Raw genomic sequence first — 13,968 nt, 5'->3', positions numbered from 1 at the left:
TTTTAGTTCAATATACCCTTTTGCAGGCTTTAAAACCCCAACGGGTGGGGAGCCTTTCGGCACCCCACCCGTTGATGGTGGTTACAGTAAGGGCTGGCCCTACTTACTCTTCGTCGGCTCCAGCCTCTTCGCCGTCGGCGACGACGGGAACCAGTGAGAGCTTTCCGCGGTCATCAATCTTGGAGATTTCGACCTGGACCTTCTGGCCTACGCCCACGACGTCCTCAACATCTTCAACGCGCTTGCCGTCGTTGAGTTTACGCAGCTCGCTGATGTGCAGCAGACCGTCCTTGCCGGGGGTCAGTGACACGAAAGCACCAAAGCTGGTGGTCTTGACAACGGTACCCAGGTAGCGTTCGCCGATTTCGGGAACCTGGGGGTTAGCGATTGCGTTGATGGCTGAGCGTGCAGCCTCAGCTGAGGGGCCGTCGGTTGCGCCAATGTAGACGGTGCCGTCGTCCTCAATGGAGATATCGGTGCCGGTATCTTCCTGGATCTGGTTGATCATCTTGCCCTTGGGGCCAATGACCTCACCGATCTTGGCAACGGGTACCTGAACGGAGATCACGCGGGGTGCAAAGTCGCTCATCTCATCGGGGGCATCAATAGCTGCATTGATGACCTCGAGGATGTGCAGACGGGCTTCGCGTGCCTGAGTCAGGGCGCCGGCCAGAACGGATGCGGGGATACCGTCGAGCTTGGTGTCCAACTGGATAGCGGTAACGAACTCGCTGGTACCTGCGACCTTGAAGTCCATATCGCCCAGTGCGTCTTCTGCACCGAGGATGTCGGTCAGAGCTGCATAACGGGTTTCGCCGTCAACTTCGTCTGATACCAGACCCATCGCAATACCTGCGACGGGCGCACGCAGGGGAACACCGGCGTTCAGCAGGGACAGGGTTGAAGCACACACTGAGCCCATGGAGGTTGAGCCGTTGGAACCCAACGCTTCTGATACCTGGCGGATGGCGTAGGGGAACTCTTCGCGGGAGGGCAGGATCGGGGTGATCGCGCGCTCTGCAAGGGCACCGTGGCCGATTTCGCGGCGCTTGGGTGAGCCTACGCGGCCGGTTTCACCGGTTGAGTAGGGCGGGAAGTTGTAGTGGTGGATGTAGCGCTTTGACTTAACCGGGTAAAGGGAGTCAAGCTGCTGTTCCATCTTGAGCATGTTGAGAGTGGTGACGCCCATGATCTGGGTTTCGCCGCGCTCAAAGATAGCTGAACCGTGGACGCGGGGCAGAACCTCAACCTCAGCGGTCAGCTGGCGGATGTCGGTCAGACCGCGGCCGTCGATGCGTACCTGGTCGGTGAGGATGCGCTGACGCACAACGTGCTTGGTCAAAGCGTTGAAGGCTGCGTTGACTTCGTCCTCACGGCCTTCGAAGGGCTTGCCTTCACCGGAGAGCTCTTCAGCGATCTGCTGCTGCAGGTCACCGGAAGCGATTTCGCGTTCCTGCTTACCTGCGATGGAGTAGACCTCTACTACCTTGGGCTCGTATGCCTTGACGGCTTCGTCCACGTCAGCTTCACGCTGTCCGAAGACGGGCAGTGTCATGGCGGGCTTGCCTGCGCGGGCAGCCAGGTCTGACTGAGCCTTGCAGAGAGCTGCAATGAAGGGCTTTGACGCTTCGAGACCCTGAGCCACGACCTCTTCGGTAGGAGCGGTTGCGCCGTCTTCCTTGATGAGCTTCCAGGAGTTATCGGTTGCTTCAGCTTCAACCATCATGATGGCTACGTCTTCGGTGCCGTCAGCCTTGGTGATGACACGGCCGGCAACTGCCATATCGAAGACAGCGTTTTCAAGCTGTGAGTGCTTGGGGAAAGCAACCCACTGGCCGTCAATCAGTGCTACGCGTACGCCACCGATGGGGCCAGCGAAGGGTGCACCTGAAAGCGTGGTTGAAGCGGAGGCAGCGTTGATGGCTACGGTGTTGTAGATTTCATCGGGCTCAATGGTCAGAACGGTAACGACGACCTGAACCTCGTTGCGGATGCCCTTCTTGAAGACGGGGCGCAGGGGGCGGTCAATCAGACGTGCAGCCAGGATCGCTTCGGTGGAGGGGCGGCCTTCGCGGCGGAAGAAGCCGCCGGGGATCTTGCCCGCTGCGTACATACGTTCTTCAACGTCGACGGTCAGCGGGAAGAAGTCGAAGCCCTCGCGGGGGTTCTTGCCAATGGCGGTAGCGGAGAGCAGGGTGGTTTCATCGTCGATGGTAACCAGTGCTGAGCCTGCTGCCTGCTGGGCTAGACGGCCGGTTTCGAAGCGAACTACGCGCTTACCGAATGTGCCGTTATCAATAATTGCTTCAGCGAACTGAATTTCGGGACCTTCCAAGGTTCCTCCATTTCGTGTGGTGCGCCGCGCTTTCGGTCATCGATTGAGGCTCACAGACCCCTACGTTGGGTGTTCTGTAAACCGCTACCGAGGACCGCGAAAGCACGCGGCGTCTTAGTTTTCTGTTGGGTGGATGTAAGGCAAGGGCGGCACCTTAGCGGTCTTCTCTTTCGAGGAGGGGTGCCCAGGTGTCGCCCTTACGCTACTGATTTATCGGCGGATACCGAGACGCTCGATGAGTGCGCGGTAACGTGCGATATCAACGCTCTTGAGGTAGCCGAGCAGGTTGCGGCGGCGACCAACGAGGATCATCAGACCACGACGTGAGTGGTGGTCGTGCTTGTGGGACTTGAGGTGTTCGGTCAGGTCGGTGATACGACGAGTCAGAACTGCAACCTGAACCTCGGGTGAACCGGTGTCACCTTCGTGGGTTGCGTATTCCTTCATGATTTCCTGCTTGATGGCGGGATCGAGTGCCACTGTGTAACTCCTAGAGTTAGTGCCGTGTGCGGCCCGGTCAATATTTTTACTGCCGGGTGGAGGGCCTCACCTAGCGCTGGGCGCCAGATGGCTTCTGCCTGTAACTGCCACGGACTGCAGTCACATGCGCTCCCCACTTTACCGCACAGGCAAGCGCTCTGGAAGAGTAGCCCTGTGCTAGCTACCACACACCGGCAGGACGGCGGGGTGGAGGTGATTGCAAAGGCAAGGGCCAGCATCGCGGACGTGCGCCCGCCTGCAGACCCTCTCATCCTGGTTCGCTAGCGCTCACTAGGACGATTCACGCCAGCCCCGAGCCAGCAGGCGGGCTACACGTCCGCTCTGCTTTGTTTGGCTTAGCGTCCTGCCCCACCAAGCACTTACCCCCACACGTCCTCTCTTCGACCGGAAATAAACACCGGGTAGAAGAGAGAAAGTACGGGGGGGTGGGTAAGTTAGCGTGCGGACGCTGTCAGCAGCTAGGTGCTCTAAATGTCGTTACCGGTCTTCTTCGTGACCTTACTGCGCAGGGTCAGTAGCAACATGAGCACCAGCACTGCGTAGAGCGTGATGACGATGGGGCCACTGAAAAGCACCGAAAAGTCACCGCTGGAGGAGGTCAGAGCATCACGCAGGCTGGTTTCAGCCAGCGGACCGAGCACCATACCAATGATCAGCGGTGCAAGCGGGTAATCGTTCATGCGCATCAAGAAACCCAATAAACCGATACCCAGCAACAGCAAGAGGTCAAAGGTAGAGGATGAGGTGGCGTAAATACCCAGCCCACAAAAGACCGTAATCCCCGCATAGAGGTAGGGCGCAGGAATCAGCAACAGCTTAGCCCAGAGCATCGCAAACGGCAGGTTAATCGCCAGCAACACCACCATAGCGATGAAGAAGCTAGCCAGCAGCGCCCAAACCAGCTCCGGCGAACGCTCAAAGAGCAGGGGGCCAGGTTGCAGACCGTACTGGCGGAAGGCCGCCAGCATAATCGCAGCCGTTGCAGAGATCGGCAGACCCAGCGCCAGCAAAGCACCCATGGCCATACCGGTGGTTGCATTACCTGCCGCCTCGGGGGCAGCAAGACCACGGATGGCGCCCTTGTCACCGAACTGGGGGTTCTTGCGGCGGCGGTCCAGCTTTCGCTCAGTTCCATAGGCCAAGAAGGTAGGGATATCCGCACCGCCTGCAGGGATAATACCGAAGGGTAAACCAATCAAGGTACCGCGCCCCCAAGCAGGGGCTGCTTCTTTGAACTCAGCACCGGTCAGCCAGGGGCGTCCCTTGGGGCGGATAATCTTGCCCTCTTCTTGGTGGCGGGCGACCGAAGCGCTGTAAAAGACCTCGCCCAGCGCCAGAATCGCCACGGTCACGGTGACCAGGGAAATACCGTCAAAGAGGTAGTTGGAGTCCATAGTGAAGCGGGGAATACCGGTCACACCATCGATGCCGACCACAGCCACACCTAGACCAAGAGCCAATGAGAGCAGACCCTTGACCGCTGAGTCGGTCACCACTGAGGACGTCGCGGCAAAAGCGAAAATGGCGAGCGCCAGGTATTCAGCCGGGCCGAATTTGGTGGAGAAGTCTGCCAGCACGGGGGCTAGGAATACCACAAGTATCGAGGAGATGAAACCGCCGATGAAGGCACCAATGGCAGCTACCGCAAGCGCCTGGGCGGCGCGTCCGTTTTTAGCCATGCGGTGCCCCTCGAAGGTTGAGGCAATCGCAGAAGCCTGCCCCGGGGTGTTCATGAGAATGCCCATGGTGGAATCACCGAAGAGACCACCGAAGTAGACACCGGCGAACATGATGAAGGCAGCGGTGGGTTCGAGAGCGAAGGTGACGGGCAGCAGCAGAGCTACAGCCATCGATGAGCCAAGCCCGGGCATGACACCCACGGCGGTGCCCAGCAAACAGCCAACGAGCACCCAGAACAGGTTTTGCAGGGTTAAGGCGCCGGCAAAGCCGTCCGCCAGCAGTGAGAGAGCGTCCACTAGAAACCGCCTCCTAGAATTCCAGAGGGGAGGTTGAGCCCTAGCCCCATGTCAAAAGCGATGTAGGCCAGTGAACTGACGGTCAGCCCTACGATGAGTGCCATCAGAGGGTTTTTGGCCCCGAAGCCGCGGGCAACACACCAGAAGAGCAAGCCAGCGCCGATGACCCAGCCCAAATATTCAAGGGTGAGGGCAAAGAAGAGGAAGCCCCCCACAGCCCAGGTAAGGGAACGAATATCCACGCGGGTAATGACGTCCTCGTGGGCTGTTGCGGCGGGGTCGCCGTCGCGGTAGGTTCCCGAGCTTTCCACCGTCTGCAGAGTATCCGGTGTGCGGTGTTTTCTGATCACACCAAGGATGTCAGCCAGCGCCAGCACGTAGAGCACGGCGGTGATAATCGCCGGGAAGAACCGGGGGCCAGGGAAGGCTACAGAATCGGGCACGTTCATGTTCAGCATGCCGAATAGAAGGTAGGTAGCCAGGGCAATAATCAGCAGGGGCATACTGAGATCCCTGATCATATGAGCCCTGTTCTGACGAGCACTCAGTGTTTCAGCCATAGCTAGACCCCCAAACTTTCATAGAGGGAGCTAATGCGCTCTTTTTCATCTTCCAAGAAGACATCAAGTTCATCGCCCGTGATGACGCGTTCGGCCCAGTTATAGCGGTCTACAGCAGTGGACCATTCTTCGGTTTCGACCGTTTCAAGCACGATATCGGTTAGCTCTGCCTCTTCTTCAGCGGTCAGCCCACCTGGGGCAGCCAGGAGGCGCCAGTTGGAGAGGGTCACGTCATAACCCTGCTCCACGGTGGTGGGAATGTCCACGCCTTCAAAGCGTTCCTTAGAGACCAGGCCTAGAGCACGCAGGCGGCCCGATTCCACCTGGTCGATGGAATCAGAGAAGCCAGAGGCTGCAGCCTGGACCGTGCCATTCAGCAGGGCAGCGGTCACTTCACCGCCGCCGTCCGAGGATACGAATACCATCTCTTTGGGGTCTACACCCGCCGCGGTAGCCAACTCTGTGGCTACCAGACGGTCAAAGGAGCCCCCACCACTCCACGGCACTGAAGCAGGGTCAGCCGCCCACGCAGTCATGAGTTCTTCAAGACTCTGATAGGGAGAGTCAGCCGGAACGACCACCAGGTTGTACTCTTCAACGGTGATTGCCAGAGGGGTGATATCTGCGTACGTGGTATCTGTGTCGTACTGGATGGTGGCAGCCAGCTGACCGGTGCCACCGACCATGAGGGTGCTACGGTCGCCTTCAAGATTGGCAAGGTTCCCCAGCGCAATGGTGCCACCGGCACCGGGCATGTTGACCACCTGGGTGTTATTAACGATGCCGTTGGCCCGCTGTGCCTGCTGCATTTCACGGGCGACGGTATCCCAGCCACCACCGGCACCTGCCGGGGCCACAATCGTCATAGAGGTGCGTAAGCTATCGCCCTGGTGGGCTGAGGCAAAAGATCCAACGGTGGCTGTGCCAATTGCACCCACAGCAATAATTGCTCCGAGGATTTTAAATAGGGGCGACTTTTTTGAAGGCTCAGCGCGGTGAACCCCAACGCTAGCTGGGGTATCCGGCGTACCGTTTGAGGTAGCCCAGGGCGGGGTAACGTCACCGCCTTGAGCAGGGTTTTGATGTGAACTCATCGTGCTCCGTGGATTATGTGAATGACCAGGGTAATTAATTGAAAATATTGTGACTCACCCTACATGATTACCTGTCCTGCGTCACATCACCTAATGCACTCTCACTTGACGAGATGTTGAGCCTACACAACACCCACACCTCCCCTGGTCGGCAATCGCTCGCTACAATGCGAGTATGATGAGTCACACTACGATTGGAGTTGTATGAGCATTCTTCTAGCCCTGACCGCCACCGAACCCGGAGAAGCAGCCCGCCTCTATGCCATTGAGCGAGCCCAGGAGACCGGCGAATCCCTCGTTATTTGCCCTCTGGACGGCAGCGAGCCTGCAGACTTCGACTTTGGAGGTCTGGCCTACACCGTTGAAACCGGGGTGCACCGCAGCCGCGATGCTGTGGGCGATCTGATTGACGCAGTGGAGCGCGTCAAACCCCTCTTTGTGGTGGTGGGTGTACGACGCCGCAGCCCGGTGGGCAAAATGCTGCTGGGCTCAGCAGCACAGCGTATCATCCTTGAAGCTAACGCCCCGGTGGTAGCGGTCAAGCCCGCCAACTAAAACCTTCTGAGACCAGCGCCCCGTGCAGGCCTTGTAAAAAAGAAAACTTCACTGGCATGAAGTAAGAACATGCCAGTGAAGTTGTCTTTTACAGCATAGGTCAATCATGAGCTGATGCCACTTTTGTCAGAGGTGCGCTATTTCTTTCCGCGCCCGAAAACACAGGGGACGGCGGTAGCTCACTCCCATGATTCGAGTTGAATATAAGCTAACTCGCAATCCGTAACTATGCTTTGGCTGGCTGCAAGGTGGACGGTGCTGGAAAAGGCAGGTCAAAGAATTCTTGATCGGCTGTGATGTCGTTGTAGTTATTGGTTTTTGCAGTGATGCCATCGGGACTAACGCTCACCAGAACAACCTCTTTATGGCCATCATCAAGCTTCAATGTGTAGTTATCCGCCAAATAGCTGATTCCCAGATCATCGAGGGCTGTCTCAGCCTCGAACCAGTCCTCAGTCACAAGAACTTTTTGCCCCAAAAGGTTAAAGACGTGAAACACCTGACCTACCGGTTCAATCCAGCCTAGTAGTTCATGGTCATCGTCACGAAAGTGTTTTATCCACTGGCTACGCATAGCGTTAGGCACTCATTTCTTTTCGCGCCCGAAAGCTAGAGAAGCCAGCACAGTAGCACCGGTGACGGCGCAGACAGCGGGCCAGGGGCCAATCTTCTTGTGCAACACGTGGGAGTAGCCGAAGCCGCCCAGGTAGACAGCGGTCAAGGCCGCAGCGGTGCAGGTTCCTGCGTTTTCCTGCCACCCTTTGAAGGCAGCTACGCCACCGGCGGCCAGGGCAACACCACCTAAGGCACGCACCTCGGTGAGGCGGGCTACCTTATAGCCACCCGTCAGGCCGGCAGCGGCAGCAGCGGTGGGGATCAAAACGTTCATGAGGTTCTCCTTCGATACAGCGGGGTCAGATTCCAGATTACCCCTCCGTCAGCCCATATGTAGCTAGGTAGGCCTGGGGGTTACCCGAAAACTCCCTGCCAGAAACCCGCTCTCGGCTAGCGTCCTGCCACTAGATACGAAAGAATGGTAAGCAGACAAACTAACCCACCGCACAGATAGATGAAATCAGTGGAAAAACAGAAAACCAATGTGGAGTCCTTCGACCTGGACCACACCAAAGTTGCTGCCCCCTATGTTCGCGTAGCAGGGCGTAAGGAGCTACCCGGCGGGGATACCCTCATCAAGTACGATGTGCGCTTCACCCAGCCCAACAAGGGGCACCTGGGCATGAAGGCTGTGCACTCCATCGAGCACATGACCGCCCACCACATGCGCAACCATACCGACGCGCTCATCGACTTCTCCCCTATGGGCTGCCAGACCGGCTTCTACGCCCTCACTCTGGGGATCGAGCCCGCAGACTTCACGCCGATTCTCGCAGCCACCATGCAGGATCTTCTGGACGCCACCGAAGTGCCTGCAGCTAACGAGGTGCAGTGCGGTTGGGGTGCTAACCACTCCCTCGAAGAAGCGCAGACAGCCGTCGCAGCCTTCCTGGACCGCAAGGATGAGTGGGAAGAGGTCATGGCCTCATGAATTCCTTGCTACCCCAGGAATTCGCCACCGCGGTCATCGTTCAGGTGGCTATGGACGAAGAAGCTGCACCCTTCCTTGAACTGACCGAACCCGCCGCCGACGATTTCGGCGTGGGCGCCGCCCAGTTCTACCCCCGCACCCTAAATACCGCAGGTACCACCCAGCCGGTTCTGCTGGTCCGCTCAAAAATTGGTCTGGTCAATGCGGCTACCGCGCTCACCACTGCACTGGGCCTGGTTTCCCACCCCGCCGCCGTCCTCTCAGCTGGCACCGCCGGTGGCCTGCATACCAGCATCAACGTGGGTGACATCGTGGTCGGCGCCGACTACACCTACACTGACGCGGACGCCACCGCCTTTGGCTATGAGTACGGGCAGGTGCCCGGTATGCCCGCACGCTACCAGGCCAGCGAGTCGTTGCTGGAGCAGGCGCAGGCTGCGGCACAGGTCTACACCGGTGAAGGCCAGGTGCGTTATGGCACCATGCTGGCAGGTGGCTCCTTCGTTACCGCCCACAACGTTAAGAACACCCGCGAGATCTTCCCCGAGGCACTGTCCACCGACATGGAAACCACAGCGCTGGCCCAGATCTGCGTTTCTCGCAATCTGCCCTTTATCTCGGTGCGCGGCGTCTCTGATCTGTGCGGCCCGGCCGCTGACCAGGACTTCCATATGGACGCCCCCATCGTCGCTGCGCGAAGCGCCCAACTCGTAACAGCCCTCATTAATACCCCCGCCTAGGAAAAGAGAGACACTATGAATAAGCACACCTTGCGCGACGGCAACGAAATCCCCCAGCTGGGCCTGGGCACTTACCCCATGACTGACGCTCAGGCTGAGGTGGCAGTTTCTGAGGCTATTGCTCGCGGCTACCGCCTAATCGACACTGCCGTTAATTACGAAAATGAGACCGGCGTGGGCCGCGGCGTGCTGCGCTCAGGTACCGACCGTGGCGATATTTTCGTGCAGTCCAAGCTGCCCGGGCGTGATCACGGCTATGAAGGTGCCATGCGTTCCATCGAGGGGACCCTGGAACGTATGGGTCTGGACTATCTGGATGCCTACCTGATTCACTGGCCCAACCCTTCCCAGAACCTCTACGTGGATACCTGGCGAGCGCTCATCAAGCTGCAGGAGGAGGGCACCGTCAAAAGCATTGGTGTCTCTAACTTCCTCCCGGAGCACATTGACCGTCTGATAGAGGAAACCGGTGTAACCCCGGCGATCAACCAGATTGAGCTGCACCCATACTCCCAGAAGAAGGATTGGGCTGCTTATAACACTGATCATGCGATCCTGACTCAGTGCTGGTCGCCCCTGGGGCGCAAGACCGATCTGCTCAAGGACGCCGCGTTGGCAGGTGTCGCTGCGGAGGTTGGTAAGAGCGTGGCGCAGGTGATTCTGCGCTGGGAGGTGCAGAACAGCTACCTTCCCATTCCGAAGTCCTCTAACACCGAGCGGATGGAAGCTAATCTGGATGTTTTCAACTGGGAGTTGACGGACGAGCAGATGGACGCCATTACCGCCCTCGAAGCGGGCGTGGGCAGGGGCTTTGACCCCAACACCCACGAAGAAATGTAAAAACCTTCTTTAAGTGAAACAGTCGCTCCGGCCGTCCTCTCTGAGGATGCGCGGGGCGACTTTTTGGTGAATTCCCGGAGGAAATGGGTTCGGGGCTCAGGCTCGCCTGCTGGCTCGGGGCTGGCGTGAATTGCCTTCGTGAGCTTGCGAACCAAGGCAAGAGGGTCAGCAGCGGGCCTGAGCCTCGTTACCCATTGAAAATTTACTGGGTAAGGTCGAACCTAGACACCGAGGATTTCGGAGGCGCGGGCGACATCCAGGTTCATCTGTTCGATGAGCGCCTCAACACCGGTGTAGGCGACCATGCCGCGCAGGTAGTCTACGAATTCGAGGGTGATGTGTTGGCCGTAGAGGTTGAAGGCTTCTACTGCTTCTTGGGGGCGCCCAATGACGTGTGCTTCGACCTGGCGGCAGGTGATTCCTTCGAAGGTGGGGTTGGTGCCCACGGAGATAGCGACGGGGTGGCGGGTGCCTGCCTCGTCGGTGAGCCAGCCGGCGTAGACGCCGTCTGCAGGCACGAGGCCGGTGGAGTTGACGTCCATGTTGGCGGTGGGGAAACCGAGTTCGCGGCCGCGGGCTGCACCGTGGACTACTTCGCCCTGCATGAAGTGGTTTCGGCCCAGAATTTCAGCGGCTTGGGCAACTTTGCCCTCGGTGAGTAGGGAGCGGATGCCGGTGGATGAACAGCGGTGGGTGCCGTCTGCTAGGAGGTCCTCAACCACGATGACGTCAAACCCGTACTGTTGGCCGAGTTCTTTCATGGTGTTGAGGTCCCCGGAGTTACCAGCTCCGAAGCGGACGTCGTCGCCGATGACGACGTAGCGGGCGTTGAGCGCTTCAACAAAGGTGCGGCGCACAAACTCATCGGGGCTCTGGGCTGCGAAGTCCAGGTTGTAGTGAAGGAGCAGGTAGACATCGATGCCGAGGGAGTCCATGATGTGCTGGCGGGAATCCTGGTCCATGATTTCCACGTGTTGCCCGGCGGGGTTGTGGACCACGGCAGGGTGGGGGTCAAAAGAGACGGCGACGGAGGTGAGGCCGTGGTGCTGAGCAGTCTCTGCCAGGGTTGAGAGCACCTTTTGGTGGCCGATGTGTACGCCATCGAAGTTGCCGATGGTGACCACGGTGGGGCCAAAGCCGGCTGGGACCTGGGAAAGGTCGGTATAGCGCTTCACGGTACTCCTTGAGGGTGTCTTGCTCGTGTCTATGATACGCGGTTTGCTGTTGGCCCGCACACGCAGTGCCTGGGTTACGCGGTGACCCGCCCGGGCTTAGTTTTGAACAGCCACCAGAGCCCCACCATGGGTAGGACGAGGGGGATGTAGCCGTAGCCGGAGCCGAAGTGGGACCACACCGAGGCAAGTTCGAAGTGCTGGGGCTGGATGTAGCTGAAGATACCCACCAAGATGACGCCTGCCATCTCGATGCCAACCGCCACCAGGGATACTTTCCAGGCCCCCTCCCCCTTCTTGGCGAGGGCGATGGTCGCAACCAGGTAAATCAGGGCTGAGATAGCCGAGAGCGTGATGGACAGCGGCGCCTCGTCAAACTTGCGAATGACCTGGTAGAGGGAGCGCGCGCCCGCTGAGAGGGTGAAGACCGCGTAGATCACTACGAGGAGGCGGCCGAACCCGCTGGTCTTCTCTTTAGCATTCTGTTTAAGTGGCTGTTCCATTATTTTCCTCTGCAAAGCTGGGTTTAGGATACTGATCGTGGCAAAACGCACTCGCCGACAGACCTTCTCGCTGGTTCGCTAGCGCTCACAAGCGATTCATAAAGCTTCGCAAGCTCAGCTGATTCACAACAATTTCTATTTCGCTTCGCGGAAATTGTCGCTCATCCCAGCCAGTCGGCTACGGGGGTTCTGCCGCTCCCACGCTGGGCTTACCTAGCACCTGATTTTAGTAGTAGTACCAGAGCATGTTCATGCGGTGCACCATGATAATAAGTACTGGCCCGGTCAGGCCGAGGACCAGGGTGGACCAGCGGCTACGTTCGGTGAGCGACCAGATGAAGGTGCCGGCTGGGATGATCATGGCGGTGATGAGATAGCCGTAGTATTCCAGCCAGTCGCCGCTGGGCCCGTCAGTAAGGGTCTGCATGATGATGGAACCGACCAGGTAGACAACCAGGAAGGCTTCAAGTACGAGGACGGAGCCTTGGGAGAAGTCATCGGGGGCAGCACCGCGCAAAAATTGAAAAACGCAGATGGCGAAGCTGAGGGTTGAGAGCACTAGGCATGCCCAGAACCAGAGGTCAAGGCCAGCGATCATGCGGGGTTCTCCTCAAAGGTTTTGCCTGATTCGAAGACCAGGATGGGGGCGGCAACGTCCTCGCGTTTCCAGCGGGTGTTCTCGGTCAGTGCCACCAGAGTACCGTCAGGAGCGAAGGCGGCGCTGATACCGGCGGTGGTGGGTTTGTCGTGCCCGCCTTTGCTACCGGTTTGTTTGGGGTCTGATGTGGACGCCGGGGCGTCCTCAGTAGTCACAGGGCTTGGGCTGATACGCCTGCCGTTCGATAGGTTAGTTGCCTCGCTTGCAGTGAGTTGGCATTCGCTAAAGAGCCTGCGAGCTGCTTCTTCGATGGGCAGCAGGGGTACAGCTTGTTCGGCTTCCCGCCCCGCGATGAGGGTATCCAGGCTATAGGCATCCTCCACGGAAATTTCACCGATGGCGGTGCGTCGCAGTTGGGTCAGGTGGGCGCCAACGCCCAGAGCCGCGCCCAGGTCGCGTGCCAGGGCACGGATGTAGGTACCGGCAGAGCAGGTGACGGTCGCGGCGACGTCAAGCACATTGGCGGTGACGGTCTCGGTCGCAGTGGGTGCGCCGTCCTCATCGGTTTCAAGCACGCGGTCTACCTGCACGGTCTGTGGGGTCACCGAGTGAACCTCAAACCTGTGCACGGTGATGGGGCGGGCATCAAGCTGAACATCTTCGCCCGAACGCACCCGGGCGTAGGAGCGAACACCGTTGACCTTGATAGCTGAAACGGACGAGGGTACCTGCTCGATTGCGCCGGTAAGCTTCGCTACCTGCTCAGCAATCATGTCCTCAGTGATAGCCTCAACAGCAGCTGCGCTGGCAACCTCTGTGATATCGCCTTCAGCATCGTCGGTGACGGTGCCCAGGCCCAGTCGCATGATGGTGGTGTAGGTCTTGGTCTCCCCCACCACCCAGGTCAGTAGCTTAGTCGCCTTATTGACGCCCAGAATAAGTACACCGGTTGCCATCGGGTCTAGCGTGCCTGCATGGCCTACTTTGCGGGTGCCAGCAATCCACCGCATTTTTGACACCACGTCGTGGCTGGTCATCCCTGCGGGTTTATCAACAACAATGAGCCCCGATGGGCCGGTCGCACTTTTCTTCGCCACGTTTATTTACGCTTCGTCGTCTTCTTCAGTCTTGTAGGCATCCGCCCCTGCTACGTAGTCAGCTCCCTCGGCGGTGGCTGCGATTTCGGCGTCGCGTTCCTTGGTCTTGCGCAGCAGGTCCTCGATGTGGGCAGCGTTGACCGGCACCTCATCAGGGACGAAGGTGAGGGTGGGGGTCAGACGGGCGGTGATGTTCTTACCGACCTCTGAGCGCAGAACCCCCTTGGCGCTTTCGAGGGCAGCGGCGGTTGCCTTCTGCTCCTCGGCGTCGCCGAATACGGTGTAGTAGACGGTGGCGTGCTGAAGGTCGTTCGTCACGCGGGCGTCGGTGACGGTGATGAACCCCAGGCGGGGGTCTTTGATACGGCGTTCTAGTGCCTGAGCGACGATGACCTTGATACGGTCAGCGAGCCGGGCGGCGCGGGCTGGATCAGCCATGATGTTCTCCTTG

Annotated in this window: 16 protein-coding genes; 4 read left to right on the top strand and 12 right to left on the bottom strand. The window is 58.8% G+C overall.

From position 1 onward, the window contains the following. Nucleotides 1–103 precede the first annotated feature (103 nt). The 5 genes from L6990_RS07735 to L6990_RS07715 all read right to left on the bottom strand — a co-directional run bounded on the left by L6990_RS07735 (nucleotide 104) and on the right by L6990_RS07715 (nucleotide 6,466). Nucleotides 104–2,335: a polyribonucleotide nucleotidyltransferase gene (locus L6990_RS07735; protein ID WP_237203532.1), complete on the bottom strand. Its 2,232-nt coding sequence runs from the start codon at nucleotides 2,333–2,335 to the stop codon at nucleotides 104–106. 210 nt (nucleotides 2,336–2,545) lie between these two features. Continuing rightward, complete coding sequence (gene rpsO / locus L6990_RS07730) at nucleotides 2,546–2,815, bottom strand: 30S ribosomal protein S15 (protein ID WP_237203531.1); 270 nt, start codon at nucleotides 2,813–2,815, stop codon at nucleotides 2,546–2,548. A 488-nt stretch (nucleotides 2,816–3,303) separates the two neighbouring features. Beyond that, nucleotides 3,304–4,812 (bottom strand): tripartite tricarboxylate transporter permease, encoded by a 1,509-nt coding sequence (locus L6990_RS07725; RefSeq protein WP_237203527.1) that lies wholly within the window; start codon nucleotides 4,810–4,812, stop codon nucleotides 3,304–3,306. Continuing rightward, a complete protein-coding gene (locus tag L6990_RS07720) occupies nucleotides 4,812–5,372 on the bottom strand; it encodes a tripartite tricarboxylate transporter TctB family protein (RefSeq protein ID WP_237203523.1) in 561 nt (186 codons plus the stop codon). Before L6990_RS07720 ends, L6990_RS07725 begins: the two co-directional genes overlap by 1 nt. Before the next feature lie 2 nt (nucleotides 5,373–5,374). Further along, the gene (locus L6990_RS07715) at nucleotides 5,375–6,466 is read right to left on the bottom strand and encodes a tripartite tricarboxylate transporter substrate binding protein (protein ID WP_237203522.1); all 1,092 of its coding nucleotides are present in this window, start codon (nucleotides 6,464–6,466) and stop codon (nucleotides 5,375–5,377) included. Between the two features lie 204 nt (nucleotides 6,467–6,670). Here L6990_RS07715 and L6990_RS07710 point away from each other — a divergent pair, with 204 nt between their 5' ends. Further along, nucleotides 6,671–7,021, top strand: coding sequence for a universal stress protein (locus tag L6990_RS07710; protein WP_237203521.1), 351 nt, complete (start codon nucleotides 6,671–6,673; stop codon nucleotides 7,019–7,021). A gap of 226 nt (nucleotides 7,022–7,247) precedes the next feature. Here the strand turns inward: L6990_RS07710 and L6990_RS07705 are convergent, their stop codons facing one another. Both L6990_RS07705 and L6990_RS07700 read right to left on the bottom strand, forming a co-directional pair. Next, on the bottom strand, nucleotides 7,248–7,607 hold the full coding sequence (locus L6990_RS07705; protein WP_237203520.1) for a hypothetical protein: 360 nt from the start codon (nucleotides 7,605–7,607) through the stop codon (nucleotides 7,248–7,250). After that, nucleotides 7,608–7,910 (bottom strand): hypothetical protein, encoded by a 303-nt coding sequence (locus tag L6990_RS07700; RefSeq protein ID WP_237203519.1) that lies wholly within the window; start codon nucleotides 7,908–7,910, stop codon nucleotides 7,608–7,610. A gap of 189 nt (nucleotides 7,911–8,099) precedes the next feature. Between L6990_RS07700 and L6990_RS07695 the strand changes: the two genes are divergently transcribed. From L6990_RS07695 to L6990_RS07685, 3 genes are read left to right on the top strand one after another with little or no spacing between them, the layout of a single operon-like run. Next, nucleotides 8,100–8,567, top strand: a complete 468-nt coding sequence (locus L6990_RS07695; protein ID WP_237203517.1) for an S-ribosylhomocysteine lyase — start codon at nucleotides 8,100–8,102, stop codon at nucleotides 8,565–8,567. Further along, nucleotides 8,564–9,307, top strand: coding sequence for a 5'-methylthioadenosine/S-adenosylhomocysteine nucleosidase (mtnN, locus tag L6990_RS07690; RefSeq protein ID WP_237203516.1), 744 nt, complete (start codon nucleotides 8,564–8,566; stop codon nucleotides 9,305–9,307). Before L6990_RS07695 ends, mtnN begins: the two co-directional genes overlap by 4 nt. 15 nt (nucleotides 9,308–9,322) lie before the next feature. Further along, nucleotides 9,323–10,147 (top strand): aldo/keto reductase, encoded by an 825-nt coding sequence (locus L6990_RS07685; RefSeq protein ID WP_237203511.1) that lies wholly within the window; start codon nucleotides 9,323–9,325, stop codon nucleotides 10,145–10,147. A gap of 221 nt (nucleotides 10,148–10,368) precedes the next feature. Here the strand turns inward: L6990_RS07685 and L6990_RS07680 are convergent, their stop codons facing one another. The 5 genes from L6990_RS07680 to rbfA all read right to left on the bottom strand — a co-directional run bounded on the left by L6990_RS07680 (nucleotide 10,369) and on the right by rbfA (nucleotide 13,955). After that, nucleotides 10,369–11,322, bottom strand: a complete 954-nt coding sequence (locus tag L6990_RS07680; protein ID WP_237203510.1) for a bifunctional riboflavin kinase/FAD synthetase — start codon at nucleotides 11,320–11,322, stop codon at nucleotides 10,369–10,371. Between the two features lie 74 nt (nucleotides 11,323–11,396). Then, complete coding sequence (locus tag L6990_RS07675) at nucleotides 11,397–11,822, bottom strand: hypothetical protein (RefSeq protein ID WP_237203509.1); 426 nt, start codon at nucleotides 11,820–11,822, stop codon at nucleotides 11,397–11,399. Between the two features lie 226 nt (nucleotides 11,823–12,048). Then, entirely contained in the window at nucleotides 12,049–12,420 is a 372-nt protein-coding gene (locus L6990_RS07670) for a hypothetical protein (protein ID WP_237203508.1), read from the bottom strand. Continuing rightward, the gene (gene truB / locus L6990_RS07665; RefSeq protein ID WP_237203507.1) at nucleotides 12,417–13,517 is read right to left on the bottom strand and encodes a tRNA pseudouridine(55) synthase TruB; all 1,101 of its coding nucleotides are present in this window, start codon (nucleotides 13,515–13,517) and stop codon (nucleotides 12,417–12,419) included. Before truB ends, L6990_RS07670 begins: the two co-directional genes overlap by 4 nt. 6 nt (nucleotides 13,518–13,523) lie before the next feature. Further along, on the bottom strand, nucleotides 13,524–13,955 hold the full coding sequence (gene rbfA / locus L6990_RS07660; RefSeq protein ID WP_237203506.1) for a 30S ribosome-binding factor RbfA: 432 nt from the start codon (nucleotides 13,953–13,955) through the stop codon (nucleotides 13,524–13,526). Nucleotides 13,956–13,968 lie beyond the last annotated feature (13 nt).

It is taken from the genome of Rothia endophytica, from assembly GCF_928381505.1.
Lineage (GTDB): Bacteria > Actinomycetota > Actinomycetes > Actinomycetales > Micrococcaceae > Rothia > Rothia endophytica_A.
The sequence above is the reverse complement of the archived record's forward strand: the minus strand, read 5'-3'. Positions and strand labels throughout refer to the sequence as shown.